14 protein-coding genes are annotated in these 18,400 nt (G+C 44.7%); 4 read left to right on the forward strand and 10 right to left on the reverse strand.

Annotated features, from left to right (window positions below):
* Nucleotides 1–190: 190 nt before the first annotated feature.
* The 4 genes from QUF19_RS18750 to dgcN all read right to left on the reverse strand — a co-directional run bounded on the left by QUF19_RS18750 (nucleotide 191) and on the right by dgcN (nucleotide 5,944).
* Nucleotides 191–1,543: a sigma-54-dependent transcriptional regulator gene (locus QUF19_RS18750; protein WP_286302071.1), complete on the reverse strand. Its 1,353-nt coding sequence runs from the start codon at nucleotides 1,541–1,543 to the stop codon at nucleotides 191–193.
* Nucleotides 1,540–3,513 (reverse strand): sensor histidine kinase, encoded by a 1,974-nt coding sequence (locus tag QUF19_RS18755; RefSeq protein WP_286302073.1) that lies wholly within the window; start codon nucleotides 3,511–3,513, stop codon nucleotides 1,540–1,542. Before QUF19_RS18755 ends, QUF19_RS18750 begins: the two co-directional genes overlap by 4 nt.
* A 379-nt stretch (nucleotides 3,514–3,892) precedes the next feature.
* Nucleotides 3,893–4,879 carry an N-acetyl-D-Glu racemase DgcA gene (dgcA, locus tag QUF19_RS18760; RefSeq protein ID WP_286302075.1) on the reverse strand — a complete coding sequence of 329 codons (987 nt, stop codon included), beginning with the start codon at nucleotides 4,877–4,879 and terminating at the stop codon, nucleotides 3,893–3,895.
* Nucleotides 4,880–4,936: 57 nt separating this feature from the next.
* Entirely contained in the window at nucleotides 4,937–5,944 is a 1,008-nt protein-coding gene (gene dgcN / locus QUF19_RS18765) for an N-acetyltransferase DgcN (protein ID WP_286302077.1), read from the reverse strand.
* A 251-nt stretch (nucleotides 5,945–6,195) separates the two neighbouring features.
* On the opposite strand from dgcN, the gene QUF19_RS18770 reads away from it, so the two are divergent.
* Nucleotides 6,196–7,376, forward strand: a protein-coding gene (locus QUF19_RS18770; protein WP_286298566.1) for an IS3-like element ISVisp1 family transposase whose coding sequence is annotated in 2 segments (ribosomal slippage) — nucleotides 6,196–6,481 and nucleotides 6,481–7,376 — 1,182 coding nt in all. Because the reading frame shifts where the segments join, the coding sequence is not laid out codon by codon here.
* A gap of 53 nt (nucleotides 7,377–7,429) precedes the next feature.
* On the opposite strand, the gene QUF19_RS18775 is transcribed toward QUF19_RS18770, so the two are convergent.
* Both QUF19_RS18775 and QUF19_RS18780 read right to left on the reverse strand, forming a co-directional pair.
* Nucleotides 7,430–8,326, reverse strand: coding sequence for a LysR family transcriptional regulator (locus QUF19_RS18775; protein ID WP_286302079.1), 897 nt, complete (start codon nucleotides 8,324–8,326; stop codon nucleotides 7,430–7,432).
* A gap of 83 nt (nucleotides 8,327–8,409) precedes the next feature.
* The gene (locus QUF19_RS18780) at nucleotides 8,410–9,246 is read right to left on the reverse strand and encodes an SGNH/GDSL hydrolase family protein (protein WP_286302081.1); all 837 of its coding nucleotides are present in this window, start codon (nucleotides 9,244–9,246) and stop codon (nucleotides 8,410–8,412) included.
* 258 nt (nucleotides 9,247–9,504) lie between these two features.
* Between QUF19_RS18780 and QUF19_RS18785 the strand changes: the two genes are divergently transcribed.
* Complete coding sequence (locus QUF19_RS18785) at nucleotides 9,505–11,571, forward strand: alpha-amylase family glycosyl hydrolase (protein WP_286302083.1); 2,067 nt, start codon at nucleotides 9,505–9,507, stop codon at nucleotides 11,569–11,571.
* Between the two features lie 119 nt (nucleotides 11,572–11,690).
* Here QUF19_RS18785 and QUF19_RS18790 read toward each other — a convergent pair whose 3' ends face one another.
* Nucleotides 11,691–12,197: an RNA methyltransferase gene (locus QUF19_RS18790; protein ID WP_286302085.1), complete on the reverse strand. Its 507-nt coding sequence runs from the start codon at nucleotides 12,195–12,197 to the stop codon at nucleotides 11,691–11,693.
* A 274-nt stretch (nucleotides 12,198–12,471) separates the two neighbouring features.
* Between QUF19_RS18790 and QUF19_RS18795 the strand changes: the two genes are divergently transcribed.
* Nucleotides 12,472–14,133, forward strand: a complete 1,662-nt coding sequence (locus tag QUF19_RS18795; RefSeq protein ID WP_286302089.1) for a methyl-accepting chemotaxis protein — start codon at nucleotides 12,472–12,474, stop codon at nucleotides 14,131–14,133.
* A 148-nt stretch (nucleotides 14,134–14,281) separates the two neighbouring features.
* On the opposite strand, the gene QUF19_RS18800 is transcribed toward QUF19_RS18795, so the two are convergent.
* Nucleotides 14,282–14,959 carry an endonuclease III domain-containing protein gene (locus QUF19_RS18800; protein WP_286302091.1) on the reverse strand — a complete coding sequence of 226 codons (678 nt, stop codon included), beginning with the start codon at nucleotides 14,957–14,959 and terminating at the stop codon, nucleotides 14,282–14,284.
* 4 nt (nucleotides 14,960–14,963) lie between these two features.
* Nucleotides 14,964–15,833 (reverse strand): LysR family transcriptional regulator, encoded by an 870-nt coding sequence (locus QUF19_RS18805; RefSeq protein ID WP_050632447.1) that lies wholly within the window; start codon nucleotides 15,831–15,833, stop codon nucleotides 14,964–14,966.
* Between the two features lie 222 nt (nucleotides 15,834–16,055).
* Here QUF19_RS18805 and QUF19_RS18810 point away from each other — a divergent pair, with 222 nt between their 5' ends.
* A complete protein-coding gene (locus QUF19_RS18810) occupies nucleotides 16,056–16,403 on the forward strand; it encodes a DUF3316 domain-containing protein (protein ID WP_286302098.1) in 348 nt (115 codons plus the stop codon).
* Between the two features lie 154 nt (nucleotides 16,404–16,557).
* On the opposite strand, the gene QUF19_RS18815 is transcribed toward QUF19_RS18810, so the two are convergent.
* The gene (locus QUF19_RS18815; RefSeq protein WP_286302100.1) at nucleotides 16,558–18,195 is read right to left on the reverse strand and encodes a methyl-accepting chemotaxis protein; all 1,638 of its coding nucleotides are present in this window, start codon (nucleotides 18,193–18,195) and stop codon (nucleotides 16,558–16,560) included.
* Nucleotides 18,196–18,400: the final 205 nt, after the last annotated feature.

Below are 18,400 nucleotides of genomic sequence, written 5' to 3' on the forward strand. Positions count from 1 at the left end.
TCAACACCGAATAACCTCATGTGAACGTATGCCACAATGTAGTGATTGCACGCATTGTGCCAAATGTTAAAGCCCTTTTATTACAATTACTTGAAACGGTTAGCCATTCGACTAAAAGTTAAATGGGTCATTGTTGTCTTTTGCTTTTTCGTTTAGTTTTGGTTTTCCATTTACCAAACAACTGAACCAGCTAGGCCTTGAAACTCTCTTTATCCAATTGATGTTTCTTCATTTTTCGATAAAGCGTTTTGCGTGGCAGGTTCAGCTTGCTAGAGACCTCATTGATGTTACCTGCGCTTTCAATAAGAGCCTCAGTCAGAACATTTCGTTCGTACTGCTCCATCTGTTTTTCAAAGGCGAAATCTTCTCCGGACGACTCACATATCGGTGACTGAAGATCAAAGCCATCACCAACAATACCGAGCACAAACCGGTCGGCGACATTACGTAATTCTCGCACGTTACCCGGCCATTCGTGTCGACATAATTGCTGTATTTGTTCGGGATAAATCGTTGACGGACGCGTCTTATATTTGTGGCTCGCTTGAATCACAAAGTGACGGAACAGCACCTGAATGTCCTCTTTTCTTTGACGCAATGCGGGAAGGTTTAAGCTAGCAATATTGAGGCGATAGAAGAGATCGGCTCTAAACTCCCCCGTTTCACTCAGGCTCGCGAGATCAGCTTTGCTGGCGGCTACCACCACAATATCGACCGGGATTAACTCGTTACCACCAACGCGCTCGATCATTCTTTCTTGAATGACGCGCAGCAGTTTAATTTGCACGGCAATCGGCATGCTTTCTATTTCATCAAGAAACAGAGTACCGCCATTGGCTTGTTCTATTTTGCCAATGCGCTTCTTGTTAGCACTGGTAAACGAGCCCGCTTCATGACCAAACAACTCACTTTCGATAATGCTTTCTGTCATGCCGCCACAGTTGATCGCGACAAAGGGCTTCGCCTTACGACGGCTAAATTGATGCAACGCGCGAGCAATCACCTCTTTACCCGTTCCAGTTTCGCCGTTGATGATGGTATCAACACCAGTATGAGACAGCGCAAGCACTTGCTTACGTATCGTATCCATCGCTTTTGATTGGCCAATAACCACCGTTTCAATTGGTAACTCCGTTTCCTCCTCACCGCCTATAATTGCTGGGCAGTTGTGCTGAGATTGTGTCAACGCCAAGTCGAGTTTCTCTACCAACTCGCTGGCATTAAGTGGTTTTTCTAGGAAGTCGAAAGCCCCTAGCTTCATTGCTTCTATCGCCATGGGAATATCGCCATGGCCACTCATCAACAAGACAGGGACGTTAGCGGCTCTATGCTGGATTGAACTCAGCAGCGTAAGCCCATCCACCTGTGGCATTCGTACATCACACAATACAACCGACTGGCTGTTTGCTTTGAGCGATTTAAGGCCAAGGTTAGGGTCGGTAAAGGTAGTGACGCTAAACCCTTCTAACTCCAACATTTCACTCACGGCTTCAACGACATCGATTTCATCATCGATAAGAACTATGTGTTTTTCTGCAGTCATGAGGCTATGCCTTTTGGTAGAGTGACGATAAAAGTGGTGCCTTGGTGTTCGACGGATTCCACGTGAATCGATCCGCCAAAGTCTTTTATGATGTTGTATGCGATAGACAAACCGAGCCCAAGCCCCTTACCTGTTGTCTTACGGGTATAAAATGGATCAAACAGATGCGGAATGTCCTCTTCAGGTATCCCTAACCCGTTGTCCATAACCAAAATCTGAATGGTGTTCGAATGCTCTTGAGTGGAGATGCTGAGCTCAGGTTGCTCTCTGTGCTCAACGGCATCCAGAGCATTGCTGATCAAATTCACCAGTACCTGTTCTAAGCGAATGCTGTTGGCTCGAACCACCTGGTCGCTTTGTGGTGAATACTGTATCGACACTGCGCTCTGTCTGGTTTCAAACAGGTCAATCGCATCGCCGACGACCTTATCCAACTCAACGTTATCAATCTTGCCATCGCTCTTACGTGAGAAGGCTTTTAGGTGACGAGTAATCGCAGCGACCTTGTCTAACAAGATCTCGATCTTTTTCAGGTTCTCTTCTGCCCTGTCAGGCCTTTGCTTACCTAACCATAATTGAGCACTTCGAACGTGACTGTTTACTGCGGTCAGAGGTTGATTGATCTCGTGCGTGATCCCGACACTTAATTGCCCTAGCGCAGCCAGTTTTCCGGCTTGGATTAACTCGTCTTGAGTCACTCGTAGTTTGGCTTCGGCTAAGGTGCGTTCTTCAACCTCAGCCTCCAACTTGCGATTGGTTTGCTTAACGACTTTGGCCGTGGTCTGAAATACCTTTAGGTACTTGGCCATTTGCGTCACTTCGTCTTTTCCCCGAATAGAAACCTCGGTATCTAAATGGCCGGTAGAAATCGCGAACATATTGTCTTTGAGCTGTAAAAGCCTTTCTAAAATACTTTTACGGACGTAGAACCACGAAATGGCAGCGGCAGCCAACACACTAAACAGAGAAAGAAAAAGAGAGAGTTGCTGATTCGATTGTAAAGACAGCTGCGCTTGTTGAATCGATTGGTCAATATTGCTATTCACCTTGCTGGTGTTGCTCTCGATCTGCACGGTTAACTGATTCAAATGTTCACGGCTGTTTTGTAAGAAATATTGCTCTTGATAGAGATGATCGAGCGCTTTGTTTTTGAGTCCATACAAGCTGCTATCGCTTGAAGCGAGGTTATAAATCACCGTGAGTTGATGATCTAATTCAGGAAAATCACTTCTTAAATCACCACTGACCCAAAGTTTCCACCACTCTTCCCCTACCTGCTCTAAACGGTAACTGGTGTAATCGAGCTCATTAAAACTTGAGTCGTTATACAGCTTTTCTACCAAGCCTAATTGGTAATAAAGCAGAGATTTCAACTGAGTATATTGAATTTGATCTTTGGCTGGTTCAGGCAAACTATCGAGTGAATCACTGGCCTGTTGCAGTAGCGGGTAAAAACCTTCAAGCAAATTACGAAGTTCTTGATTGAGTTGTTCTGACTCAATCTCACTTTGGAACAACAAGCTCAGGCTATTATTAACTTGGGCGATAAGATCTTTAAAGTAGGCATGATAATCAGGGAATTGAACCATAACGCTATTCATTACTGAAATGGCCTCTTCAATTTTAAGCATCGCCTGTTTACGCTCTAAATTGGATTCAGCATCACTGAGTTGAGATGACGTCGTGATAATCACACGCACCATATCATTGAGGCGTGCAGCGTTATCTAAGGCAGGGATTTCACTCTCTTTTAATTCAACGAGGCGTTGGTTTAGGTCGTCAAAAGTAAAGCTGGAAACAACCGAAAGGAAGATGGTGGTCATCGATAACATTGCCAATGCCAACACCAAACGCAGCTCGATGCCCTTCCAACCAAACCACTTACGACGCGGGATTTTGATCGAAAACGGGCGTTCAAAACTGTCTTTATTTTCTATCACCTCGGAGACATGACTACTCACTCGCTCCACCCTCTTCTCATCAAGAATCAATAGGAATTGGTCAATGATTCAGACGGTTAGGGCTCACACCTTACTCAACCTCACATCAGATAGCTTTAGTAGAACTATTAAACGAAGAGTAATCATTAACATTTCACATAAGATATCATAACAATTATTTTATAAAGCTTAGGTTGTCTGTTTTGCGATAATAGAAAGTGACCTCACCGACAGAAACGTGATTACTTTATCAATACCGAGCTGAATAAGTGGCTGCACAGCTGTCAACCAAGTAATAAAACTCGAATATTATTAGTCAGTTAAGGTTGTTGATACAAAAAATCGCACAAGCTTTCACTCATGCGATTTCATTGATGTCATGTCAAACGACTGCTCGAGACTCAACGAGTTAAAGAATGATCATCCCATCTCGATACGTCAGTGCTGGCAAAACATCTTGCCCAAGTAACACAGGGCCATCGAGGTCGACAATCTCAGACTGAACCGCAATAGGCAGCGCCGCTCGCATCGCTAATGAAGTGCCAAGCATGCAACCCGACATCAGAGTAAAACCTAGCCTTTGAGCTTCTTCAGCAAGTACCAATGCTTCGGTCAGACCACCGGTTTTATCTAGCTTGATGTTGACCATCTCATACTTGCCCAACAGCGAAGACAGCTGAGAAGTGGTATGACAGCTTTCATCCGCACACAGTGGGATCGGGTGCTTGATGTGTGCCAGTGACGCATCATGCTGTTGCGGCAAAGGTTGCTCGATCATCGCGATATCAAACTCAGTCAGTTGATTGAACAAGTCTTCGAGGTTCAACCCTGTCCACGCTTCATTAGCATCCAGTACAATTTTAACCCCAGGAGCCGCTTCTCGGACAGCGCGCACACGCTCTACTACTTGCTCACCATCAAGCTTCACTTTTAGAAGTTTCGCACCATTCACCACATAATCTCGCGCTTGTGTCGCCATGGCTTCTGGTGTGCCAATGGAGACTGTCATTGCTGTAACAATTTTAGCAGGCAACTCGAACACGCTATTTGGAAACACCTGGTCATTCTGCTGCGCTTCGAAATCCCAAAGCGCACAATCGACCGCATTTCGCGCTGCCCCTCCGGTCAATAAAGACTGAAGATGATCTCTTAGCTCTGCCGGATCGGTAACGCCTCGTTCAAACATGGCTTCAAGTGCGCTAGACGCTTGTTGGATTTGCGCTAATACAGACTCCGATGACTCGCCGTATCGTGGGTAAGGCGTGCATTCGCCCTGAGCTTGTTTGCCATCATGTTCAATGTAAACACGAACAACGTGACACTCAGTTCGGCTGCCTCGAGAGATGCGAAAAGGCGTTTGCATCGCGATAGTAATAGGTTCTGCTGTAATCTTCATAATTTCACTCGGTTGATGTTCGCTTTAACAAATGGAAACGTAGAAATGATGAAGTCGTTAAAGTGAATGTCGCAAATGATCAGTAATGTGTTGTACACCAAAACGCACAGGGTCCGTCACTGGTACTTGATAAAGTGTGGTCCATTCTTGACACAATGTCTCAGCATCTTCAATGCTAATCGCCGATGTGTTTAAACAGATGCCGACCAGTTTCACGTCCGAGTTCGTCAATCGTGCGGCTTGCAAGTTAGCTTCAATGGTCTGTTCTATGCTTGGCAATTGAGCGTGAGGAAGGTTGCGAATATGTGGTCGCCCGACTTCATGGCACAGCACCAAAGCGTCGGCTTGTGCACCATGCAATAACCCTAAACTCACGCCTGCAAAAGACGGATTGAACAACGAACCTTGGCCTTCAATGATGTCCCATTGGTGGTCGGTAAAATCGGGGCTAATCGCTTCAACCGCGCCAGAAATAAAATCCGCAACCACAGCATCAATCGAAATACCGCAACCTTCAATCAAGATGCCTGTCTGCCCTGTCGCTTTGAACTGAGCGGAGGTTCCTGATTGTTTGAGCGATTTTTCAATGGCCAACGCCGAGAACATTTTTCCTACTGAGCAATCGGTTCCGACCGTAAGAAGGCGTTTACCCTGACGAGGCTTACCGTTACCAACCTTTAGATCACCATCAAAATGGCGTACATCATGAAGCTTAGTCAATCCTCGGTGCTGCATGTCAGCAAGCGGTGAGAATTCACTCAAGCGCTGGTGCATGCCCGATGCAATCTCAAATCCCATTTCTGCAGCTGCCATTATGGTTGGCTGCCAAGAGTCAGGAATAACGCCACCTGGGTTTGCTGTACCAATCACTAGAGTTTTCGCACCCTGTGCTTGTGCCTCTTGTAAGGTCATGTCCGCTAAGCCAAGAGAAACCGTATCGTCTGTTAAACGCAGTTGGCCTAGGCAGATCTCTGGTCGCCATTGGTGGATACCGCGAGCGGTTTTTGCGGCGAGTGGATCGGTAACATCCCCAAGAAAAAGAAGGTAAGGTTGAGCGATAGACATGAGCGTTCCTAATTAATAAGTCCTTATATGGATTTACTTTAATTAAGAATTTGAAGGCTGCCGAATACCTATTTATCGCGTGCCTATAACATGATGTTATGGGTGAAAAATTGCGTCATCAGTTTTAGGTTATAGATAGGGCTACAAGCTAACAGCTAACAGCTAACAGCTAACAGCTAACAACTCTTAGCGAACAGCTCTTGTAGTTGACCCGATCTAATGGACACCTTCAATTGTAATTGGAGGTGATTATGCCAGCTTATAAATCAGGTAAAAAAACTCAACAATATCTTACGGAATTTAAGGTAACTGCTGTCCGACTTTCGCTTCGAGAAGGAGCTACAGTTAAAAGCGTGGCGCTATCATTAGATATCCACCCTTATATGCTTTCTAAATGGCGAAAGGACTATAGAGAAGGGGTTATTATGGAAGATAAACGTAAGAAAAGGACTAAGATCCCGAGCCAGAAAACTGAGTCTAGTCGGATTGCAGAACTTGAACGTCAGAACGAACAACTTAAGCTCGAGAATGACTTGCTAAAAAAGTGGCAACGATTCGTTGCCCAAGAAAATCGACAAAATTCCGATTCATAACCCATTACAAAACGCGTTATTCCATTGTATTGATGTGCCGTTTTCTATCTGTTTCTAAGTCGGGTTATTACGCATGGCTTGATAGAGAACCAAGCCGCTACGATCAAGAAGAGCAGGCTTTGAAGAAGCGTATAATTAAAGTTTTTACCCAGAGTCGAGAGACTTACGGCAGCCCACGAGTTCATGCAGAACTGAGGCGCCAAGGCGTTTTGGTTAGCCGCAAGCGTGTGGCTCGGATCATGAAAGAGCAAGGGCTAAGAGCGCGAAGTTATCGCATTTACATGAAAATGGCCAAGCTACATCGGTTCTATCAATCGATTAAGAATATTAAAAAAGACACACCAAAACCAACGGCAGTTAATCAACAATGGTCTGGAGATCTAACGTATATAAAGCAAGGTAAACGTTGGATGTATCTAGCGGTCGTTATCGATCTTTACTCGCGTAAAATCGTCGGTTGGTCGCTTGGTAGTAAGAAGAGTACACAACTAACGATGAGTTCGTTGAGAATGGCAATTAGAAATCGAAAGCCACAAGAGCGCTTATTGTTTCATACCGACAGAGGCTCTGAATATCGAGCCCATGAAGTTCAAGCTTTATTATCAAAAAATGGAATTGTCCCAAGTATGAATCGACCAGGTCATTGCACTGATAATGCGGAGGTGGAGTCGTTCTTCCATACGCTCAAAGGCGACATAATTAGGAAAAATAGTTTTAAAAGTGAGAAGCAGCTTAGAGATAAACTTGCCGGTTATATCCAGCATTTTTATAACCGTTATAGACTGCACTCAAGTCTTGGATATCGAACCCCGCATGAATATGAAGTAGCGACGGGTTAAAGATAATAGGGTGTCCATTTTATCGGGTGAAGATCATCTTAACTAACAACTCTTTACGAACAAGATAGCTGCAGTGCTGAAATAAACTGCTTGGCGGCAATCGACTGCGGGGTGTGCTCTGCGCAAAGCATCGATACCGAGAATTGGATGTCTGGTTGAAGTGGCAACACACAGACCGCATCGTCATTTTGATATTGCTCTGCCGTCCACGGGTCAACAATCGCAAACCCTGCTTGGTGCTTGACCAGTTCAGCAGCAGCGCTGTATCCGCGTACCGATATTGGATGATGATAATGCTCATCTAGCGCAACAAGGCTTTGATGGAGCAGCAAACCCAGTGGGTCGCGACTATCAAGCCCGATGATTGGCAACGGATAGTTGATCAAATCATCGAGGGTTAATTTTGCGGGTAAGTGATCAACCGTATTGGATGGAACCAGAACCTTGAGTGATTCAGTTAATAACGTTTCACTTAATATGCCAGGCGGCGTTTCATCCCCAAACGCGATGGCAATATCGAGCTCATGCTTCAATAAGCCAGCACACAGTTCATCACGGTTGGCGGTCAGTAACTCAAAAGAGAGAGCTTGTTTACTGCCATTTTGCTCGCGAGACATTTGGGCGATCACCGGAGTCAGCAATTTGGTCGCCAGAATCGGCGGCGCACCAATACGTAAGTGCTGATGGCCTTGCTTCACTTTGTTGGTTAGAGAGCGAAATTGCCCCAGTTGTTGATAGACCTTCTCCGCTTCTGGTAACAAGGTTTTCGCCTCAACCGTTGGTACTAATCGACCTTTCACACGCTCGAACAATCCAAACCCAAGTTGTTGTTCTGTGTGCGCCAAAATACGGGTCACATTAGGTTGCGACACATGCAGATTGCGCGCAGCCCCAGATACGGTTCCGGTCTGCATAATGGCGTAGAAGACTTCCAACTGTCTTAGGTTCAAATTGATGTCCTATGGTTCACAAAAAAGCTAACACGTTCAGGTATCGATCCAAGAGGTCAATTACCTAGTAGTAAGTAGTGAGTTTAGTTTAATAGCTCTTCAATCTTAGGCTGGAGCACTTTCGACCAAACTTGATAAGCCTTCGCGTTCAAGTGTAAGTCATCACACGAGTACTCATTCGACAAAAGCTTATTAGGTGACAATACTGAATTCACATCTAAGAATGCCATGCCTTGCTGAGTGCAGTACTCGCTTATTTTGCTATTGAGCAGTTCCACTGAAGGATTCAATCCTTGCAGTTTAGAGCCAACATAAAGCGTTGATTGCACCAAGATACGAATATCATTTTCTTGCCACACTTTAAGCATATCAACGTAGTTCTGGTAGATATGGTCGACATCATAACCCTGAGCTAAATCGTTTATCCCTGCCATGAAGCACACCAGCTTTGGCTTCACGTTCAACGTGGTATCAATGCGGCGTAACATACCTGTGGTGGTATCGCCTGCTAGGCCACGATTGACCATCGAAACATCCCGGAAAATATCTGCCCACGGTGCCCACTCGGTGATCGAATCACCAAACATCACTAAATCAGCATTGGGAGAGAAATGGCGATGATTGTCTGATGTCATGATGTAGCGGCTCATACTATGGCCTCGTTGCTGAACCTCAGACTGAATAGCGACTGCTTTGAGGATCTCGTCATTCGGTGTGGTGCTATCAAATTGAGAAAGTACACCTTCGATATGCGGCTTTAATGGACTAAGTTGGGTGCTCAGTTGATGGTGTTCTTTAAGGGAGGATAACCTCTCTAGCAATGCATACAGAGAGCGGTTTTGACCAACGTCTTGGAATAACTGATATAAATCGAGGACAGGTTGTTGTTGCAGCGCGGCAAGTAATTGCTTGTCTTCCATGGTGTTACCTAACCCTTCAATTATCCGGTGATGAACTCAAGATAATATCCGATTGCGTACGGGATAGATAACACTACAAGAAGGGATTTACTTATTGTTTACAAAAAATAATAAGACTCACTTTATATGTTTGGAGTCAAAAACTAGCGTCTCATCATCATATGTATAAAAAACTAAAGACATATTGTGACTCTGGTCTCTCAGCCTATGACCTACTCCTTTTTCCATTTTTTTATGGAGGATTTATAGAATATCAGGGTGGTGAATAATAAGTTAAATCATAATAATAAGGATCATAACGTGAAACTTTCTCTATCCAATACTGCTTTAGCAATGACCACTATTCTACTTGCAGGTTGCCAGACTTATCCTGAATCACCTCAGACGCCAGATACGACAGCATACCAATGTCAAACAAGCAATGATGCTAACGTAAACGACTTAAGAATCTATCAAGTCATGGTCGAAAGCTTTGTGAGTGGTGATGACTCTATTGGCCACGGAACTGGTTACGGAACTAGTCACCACAATGGCGATATTCAAGGGATTATAGATTCACTTGATTACATTCAATCTCTTGGTATGAACGGGATTTGGCTTACTCCAATCTTCAATTCCGAACCTATTGAGAACCAAGACCATTGGGCAGACAGACTGGATGCAACCGGTTATTTTGCCACTGATTATTTCAATATCGACCCCAGATTCGGCTCGATGGAAGAAGCTAAAACACTAGTTGAAGAAGCGCATGCTCGAGGGCTTTATGTCTTCTTTGATGGCGTATTTGGCCACCACAAAAAAAACGTCCTTCCGTCACCAACAGGTAAGCAGCCCCAAGGAGAGGATAACCCCGTCTCATACCCTGAGAGCCTAGCCTTCTATCAAGAAGTTGCCGAGTATTGGATCAAAGAGCTCAAAATTGATGGTTGGCGTTTAGATCAAGCTTATCAAGTGCCAAAAGAAGCTTGGAGTCAAATCAGAGAAACGGTAGACACAGCTTCTTCTCAAGTCGAATACGTAAACAGCGAAGGTAAAACCGTGAACCCTCTGGGTTATATGGTCGCGGAAATTTGGGCAGGTGAAAACCGTATTATAGAAACAGGGTACGGTTCAAATGAAGCACCGGCCTTATGCTCCGCGTTTGATTTTCCGATGCGCTACCGCCTAACAGAAACCTTTGCCGTAAACGAAGCTGGCGTAGGGAACAAAGGTGGAGAATGGCTCGCAGAAGGCATGTCTTTACATTCGTTATATCCAGACCACGCCAAGCCCAATTTAATGATAGGTAACCATGACCTTGTTCGCTTTGGTGATTTATTGCAGCGCGGTAATATCGCTTCTCCACAAGACAAAGAGTACTGGCAACGCTATAAAGCTGCCTTTTCTTTTCAAGCGGCTTATACAGGTCCAATCACAACCTACTATGGGGACGAAATTGGCGATCAGTTAGCGGGATTTTCCGATAAAGTTTGGACTGATGACTGTGCAATTAATGGCCTGTGTGATGATCACGTGGCGCGAACTAGCGGTAAAGTAGAAGGCGTCACAACTCAACTCAATACTAACGAAAAAGACTTAAAACAGTACGTTACAAGCTTGATGAAACTAAGAAAAACTCACCCCGCCCTATCACAAGGTAAACGTACGAACCTAATCGCCAACGATATCGCATATGTCGATCACAAAGCCTATGAAGGCGATGCAGTTATCTACGCAGTGAACGTGACCAACAAAGAGCAGACCATAAAACTAACCAAAGAGAAAGCAGGCTCGTTAGCTGATCTGACGGATATTGAATCTAAGCAATCGATATCAGAAATTGATGGTAATTACTCTATCGCCCTTAAGCCATTTGAAGCGCGTTTCTTGTCGATAACACAGCCAAGTAAAAAAGGTCCTATAGCGACTATAATTGCGACAGGAAATGAAGTTGGACAAGGCTTCATGGCTAAATGTAGCAATCCAACGATTAAAGCGGAAGGCCCCATTTCAAGCCCACTTTATGTGGTTGGCAACTTTGCTGATTCAGGTTGGAAACACGTAGCTAAACGAGAGTTTGAGTATAAAGGTGACAACACTTACCAAGTCGTTACCACAGAAAAGCCTGGTAGCTATCGCATGCAATACGCGTCTAAAGCTTGGTCACCACAGTTTACAGCGGATGGGCTCAACCTAAAACTAGGGAAACTTAATCCATTAACTAAAGGTGGCTACGGGCAAGATACCGCTATAACCATTCGTAATGCAGGACAGTATGTCTGGAGCTTGCAGTTCGATGATGCAGGACAACCATTAAAAATTATGGCTGCCAAATGTGCTGAATAGTCACGATTAAGATCCATTAAACACCGAGTAAAAAGCCCCTTGTTCATATGAACAAGGGGCTTTGGAGTCTAATTAACCTTTCTTAATCAAGCGAGTACCAATTAAGACAATGTCGGTAATTATTTAACTTGCAAATGATTACGGTTATCACGGCTTTTCTTAATCAGCTCGTTGCTCTCGTCCATTTCATCAGACTTTGCAAGGCGATCATAAAGCAGCACATTCACTGTAGCTGCCAAATTCATGCAACCAACCGTTGGTACGTACACAACGTGATCCGCTCTATCGGCTACATCTTGAGAAATGGAACCGTCTTCAGGGCCAAAAATATAGATAGCATTTTCCGGGTGTTTAAAACGCGGAAGCGGTGTTGCCCCTTCAGCCAACTCCACACAGACAATCTGAGTTTCCGCATCAAGGTTATCTAGAAACGACTCAACACCCGTTAGTGGAATTGTACGAGTTGCACTCTTGGTGTCGGTATGGAACTTAGCCGCTTTTTCGTAGCGTTGCCCTGTGTATTTAACTTCGTCGACTTGGTAACAGCCAGCCGCGCGCATAACAGCACCAACGTTAGTCGGGCTCTTTGGGTTAGTTAAACCAATAGTCACATGGCTTTTGTTCATGAATCTTCTCACTTAACGAATAGACATAGCAGGGTGCTACAAAGCGTCGCATTCTAACAAAGCAGCGCCAAATTCAAAAGCATCGAAGTAATCTCACTTTTTATCTCTTAAGCCCCTAGTTGCAAGGTATCTCACATCAAAAACCTAACCACTATCATATTTATAAAACAAAAATATTTTAGGGTAACAATTAGACAACAAGTCCATTTACATTTTTAAATCACATTAATAATGTGGTCAAAACCGCATTGAACAACTGCACAGGAAGCGCTAAATGACCCTAACCATCAAGAACCGCCTTTATATTCTCTCTTTCATTCCCTTGCTACTAATGGCAATTGGGATGATGAGCGTGACGTATATGAAGAGCACCGAGCTAACCGCACAGCAAGTAGAATCGACGCGTAGCAATATGATGGCGATGAAAGAAAAGGAACTCAAAGCGTACCTACAAATGGCCTACTCTTCGATCAGTCCATTTATAGATAAAGGAGCGACACTGGAAGAGGCACTGCCTACATTACGAACGTTAGAATATGGCGAGTCTGGTTATATTTTCGGTTATGACTCTAAAGGCGTTCGAGTCGTTGTTGGGCAAAACAATGATGGTATTGGTAAAAACTACTACGACCTTCAAGACAAAAAAGGCAACTACTTAATCCGCGACCTGATCAAAAACTCAAAATTGGGTGAATTCACCACTTACTACTTTCCAAAACTGGGGCAATCTGAAGCTTTACCAAAGCTCAGCTATTCGATTTTCATTCCACAGTGGGATTTAATGCTCGGTACGGGTTTTTACACTGACGACATCGATGCTGTGATTGCAGAGATGAAAGCGAGTTCAAATGTCGCACTGCAAAGCTCACTTACTGCTATTGCGATTTTCTGTGGCTTGATTGCACTTGTAGTGGCGGTTTTCGCCGTTGCCGTGAACCGCACTATCATGCAACCACTCGAACAGTTCGACCGCTCAATTAGCGCCTTTGCTAGCGGTGAGGCCGATCTAACGGCTCGAATGGAAGCATTCAAAGCACCAGAGTTCACCAAGCTCAGCGAAAACTTCAATGCCTTTGTAGCAAGTCTGCAAACCATCATCCGCAGCGTCAGTGATGTGGGACAGCAAGTCGTGTCAGAAACCAACAGCATGTCTTCTCGCGCCGCTCAGGTGGACGAAATTGCTACAGGCCAGCGTGAAGAGACCGAACAAGTTGCAACAGCAATGACCGAAATGACCACAACTGCGCAAGAGATCTCGAGCAACGCAAGCCAAGCGGCTGACTCAGCGAAATTAGCAGAAAACAACGCTAAAGAAGCGCAACAGATAGTCAACGCAGCTGCCGATTCGGTTGCTGGGCTTGCAAGTGAAGTATCCGAAGCGAATACAGTCGTATCACGCTTGGAAGGCGATGTTCAAAATATCTCGTCTTCATTGGCCGTTATTCAAGATATTGCCGAACAGACTAACCTTTTGGCATTGAATGCCGCGATCGAGGCAGCACGTGCTGGCGAACAAGGTCGTGGATTCGCAGTGGTAGCGGATGAGGTTCGTAAGCTGGCAAGTCGCACTCAAGAAAGTACGGGTGACATTCACAAAATGATTCAGCAACTAAAAGCCGCTTCAGATGCCGCCGTAAAAGCCATGGATTCGAGCCAAAATAGAAGTGCTCAGACCGTAGAGGAAGCTAATGCCGCAGCCGCAGCACTGGCGAAGATCCAAGCATCAATTGATACCATCATGGACATGAACTCGCTTATTGCCACCGCGACGGAACAACAAAACATTGTCGGCCAAGAGATATCTCAACGCATTGTGGTGATTTCAGATCAAAGCTCACAATCGGCGTCATTGGCGAATCAAAACCGTACGGGTAGCCAAAACCTAAACACCCGCGCCAATGAGCTATACCACTTGGTGGATCGCTTTACGGTCTAATACACTTACGTTCGATTAAATAGCAAGTAAACGTGACAAAACGTTCAAAGCTTTTCGAATCAAATGCAATAGGGCTTCAGAATCATCATTCTGAAGCCCTATTTTTTATCGCAGAGTGTTTGAATGAAAGGAATAGCGCTGAGTAGAACTAAGCTCCAACTCCGGCCTTAACGCAATCTTGATTCAGTGGGCAAACTTGACACTTCGGTTTGGGGTTACAAAATTGCTGTCCATGCTCGACGAGTAAGCCGTGATAAAAGCCGTACCTTTTTGTATCCAGAGGGATTGTACTTTCCATTAAGGCTCGAAACTTCTCATACGATTTAGGCACATCGAGTCCGTTACGAGTGAAGACCCTTCGCGCGTACGCATCAATCACAAAAGACGGCTTACCTATCGCGTATACCAAGATCGCATCAGCCGTTTCACCGCCAATCCCTTTAACTTCCAATAACTCTTTACGCAATTGATCCTTATCCTGAGCACGGACTACAGACATATCGTATTGGTATTTCGAAAACCATTCCGTGACTGCCTTTAACTTAATGGCTTTCTGATTGTAATAGCCACTGGAGCGAATCTTTTGGCCAAGTTCCTCAAGATCCATCTCTGCGACTGACCTTGGATTGCACTTGTCGCCTAAATTGGTGAGTGCTTTCTCTGCATTCTTCCAGTTGGTATTCTGAACCAGAATAGCGCCTAGAATAATCTCGTAAGGGTCATTCCTTTGCCACCAATCAAAATAGCCGTAGTGTTTCTCAAGTATATCGAACACTCTGAGTATCAAGTCGTTTGGACTGATGGCATTACGGTGGCTTGGCGTCATAGAACTAGTCCAGTTGCTCAGATAGGAAATCGACTAATAAGCGAACCTTTGAAGACAGGTTACGGTTCTGCGGATAGAGTGCCCAGATCCCTTCTTTATCGTCTCGGTAATCAGATAGCACCTCAACCAACTCTCCAGAATCAAGGTCTTCACTCACGTAGTACTCTGGTAATTGCACCAAGCCAATGCTCTGCTTCGCTGCATCCAGCAAGGCTAGACCACTATTGCACTTGATACGTCCATTCACACGAACCGAACGCGGACGACCATTTTCTTTAAAACGCCAATGCTCAAAACCACCGACCAAGCATTGGTGATGGCTTAACTCAGAAAGCGTATGTGGTTCACCATAACTCTCAATATATTCAGGGCTTGCACACACGTAGAGTTGTCGTTGGGAGAGCTTCTTTGCCACAAGACTTGAATCTTCCAAGCGGCCAAGACGAATCGCCACATCAACGCCAGAATCGATAAGATCAAGCTTTTGATTGGTCAGCATCAGCTCGAGCTCTACTTGCGGGTGAAGCTTTAAGAATTGGTGGAGTATCGGGGCGAGTTGACGTTCGCCATAGGTCACGGGCGCAGTCACCTTCAACAAACCTTTCGGTGTGGATTGCATCTGCGTTACGGCTAATTCCGCAATTTCCAAGCCTTCGACCAACAACTTACATTGCTGATAATAGAGCTGCCCGGCTTCGGTAAGAGAAACCTTTCGAGTCGTTCGATTGAGTAGTTTCACTGCGAGGCGCTCTTCAAGGTTTGCCACTCTGCGACTGATTTGAGCCACTGACGTAGCAAGCTTCTGCGCGGCACCAGTAAAGCTTTCACGCTCTGCCACTGCAACAAACTCACTTACCCCTTCCCAATTGGCCATGCCTTTACCCTATATTGAACGATGGTTACCTATACAGTGTATTGAAGTTACAAATTGCTGTCACCTTGCTTGATATGCTCTGGGCATAAATCTTCACCACCTCTGTTTCTATTATCCAACACCTTACAGAAACACATTTTTGTCCTAACATTAATCCCATTACGTAGTAATAAGTTGAGATAGTCTGAATTATTGGTTTCAATAAAAAAGTAAGGTACTCCTATGAAAAAATTAATCATACTTGCATCAACTCTTGTACTCAGCACAGCAGCGTTTGCAGCAACCAAAACAACGCTTCAAGAAACAACGCTAAAATCTGATACATTTGTTACTGAAGCGGAAGCATACGATGCAGGAACAAACCTTATGGATGAGCTAAGCGCAAAGACACCTTTTGAGCTTTCTAGAGAACTGCCACAGTTCCAACAAACAACAAAATACGATTCGTTCAAGATTGATGACGCGAATATGGAAGTGAAAAAAATCACTAACATGAGCGGTGACATCCATTACCAAGCGAATGTAAAAGTTGACTACCGTTACACATACAAAGACGGTCGCAGCAGCTAACACTGAATGATTGATTAGGTCCAAAAACCGATCACGTATTCAAAAAGAAAGCCCGTACTCATTGAGTACGGGCTTTTTTTCGTTAAGCGCTGATTAATGAAACTCAAAACAAGCAACCATTATCAGCTCATATTCGTTTGCCTACTTTTGAAGATTAAACTTCAAACTGAGAAACTAGGCCATCAAGCGCTTCGCACTGTTCTGCTAGTGCCATACACGCGTTCTCGGCGCTGCTTGCCATCTCCACCATTTGCATAGTGCTTTCAGCGATGCGTTGTACATTCTTGTTCACTTCTTCAGACACTTGAGATTGTTGCGATGCCGCCGTTGCGATTTGCGTGTTCATCTCGTTCATCATGCCGATTGAGTTACGAATTTCACTCAATGAAGACGCAGCTGTACTTGCTTGAACGATGGTTTTCTCGCCGCTGACTTTACTTTCATTCATCACGCTAACCGCTTGCTTGGCACCGACTTCAAGACGTTCGATCATCGACTGAATTTCACCTGTACTGTCTTGAGTTTTACTAGCCAAAGCGCGCACTTCATCTGCTACAACAGCAAAACCACGGCCCTGCTCACCGGCGCGAGCGGCTTCAATCGCAGCATTCAATGCCAATAAGTTGGTTTGCTCTGCAATTCCTCTGATCACGCCAAGAATAGACGCAATGTTCTTCACATCGGTATCCAGCTCTTGAACCACACCACCTGCATTCTCGATATCTTGCGCGAGGCGTTCGATAGAAGTCACCGTTAAACCCAAAGTGCTGTCTGCCGATTCCACTTCGTGATTCGCGACGTTACTTGCGGTTGCAGCATCTAGTGCATTGCCACTCACAGCCACACTTGTTGCTTGCATTTCATGAACCGCCGCAGCCACAACTTCACTTTCTTGTTGTTGATTGGCAGAGAACTGAGCAACATTTTGTGTGACTAATTTAATATTTCCCATCTCTGCACGTACTGCATTTGATGTCACAATCACTTGTTCCACAGTGGTATGTATCTTACTAACAAACTTATTAAACGCAGAACTTAAACGCGCAATTTCATCAGAACCTTCAACTTTCATTCGCTGAGCCAGGTTGCCATCACCCGATGCAATCTCATTCATCGCTTTCTCTACACTCTGAATCGGCTGAACGATAAAACGGTTCGATAGCCACATCGCAAACAACGCCGCAAGCACCGCAACGGCCATTCCCACTTCGATGATCAGCTTACTTTCTTCAATCGAGTCATTAGCTTGCTGGCGAAGTTCATTTTGTTTGACAGCAATGAGCTCTCTGATATAACCGAGCTGATCATGAATGATCACAAACTCAGCGTCTAATGCTGGGGAGTAATCGATGTTGTATTGGTGCGCGTTGGCAGGGTCTGCAAACATCGGCTCGTGCAGCGACACCCACTTTTTCATCGCCTTTACCAATTTCGCTAGCTCGTCTCGAGAAGATGAGTCTAACACGCCTGCTGCATATAGAGTTTGAACACTTTCAAAGCGTGGTGCGGCTTTATAAGCGTTGTCTTCAAACTCAAATTTTTGATATTCAATCGCATCCTCATCTTGAGCAAGTAACAGACCTTGCCCTGATGCAATGACTTGATAGATGTCTCGGTACCCATCTTCTAGGTTTTCGAGAACCGGTTGAACCACATTATTGAGCTCGTTATTAATCGCCGCTTGCGCGTTAGATTTAATCACGTTAAGCACAGTAACAGTTGAGAAAACAATCACGATAACCATTAGAGGGATCGCAATTTTACTCTTAATAGAAAGGTTGTTGATACTCATAGAGGGTTAATAACCACACATTAAATAGGGACGCGCGCATAATATACAGTAGAAATAAAAAAGCTAGCCAAAGTTTTGTGAATCTCATCGCATATAAAACTAGACGAAGAAAACTAGTGCTTCGCATTTAACCAGGCGTCAACTTGAAAAAGTTATTGTGGATAAATATTGAATTTATTTACTACAGACATGTTCTATTACTGGA

Source organism: Vibrio sp. FE10 (genome assembly GCF_030297155.1).
GTDB lineage: Bacteria > Pseudomonadota > Gammaproteobacteria > Enterobacterales > Vibrionaceae > Vibrio > Vibrio apostichopi.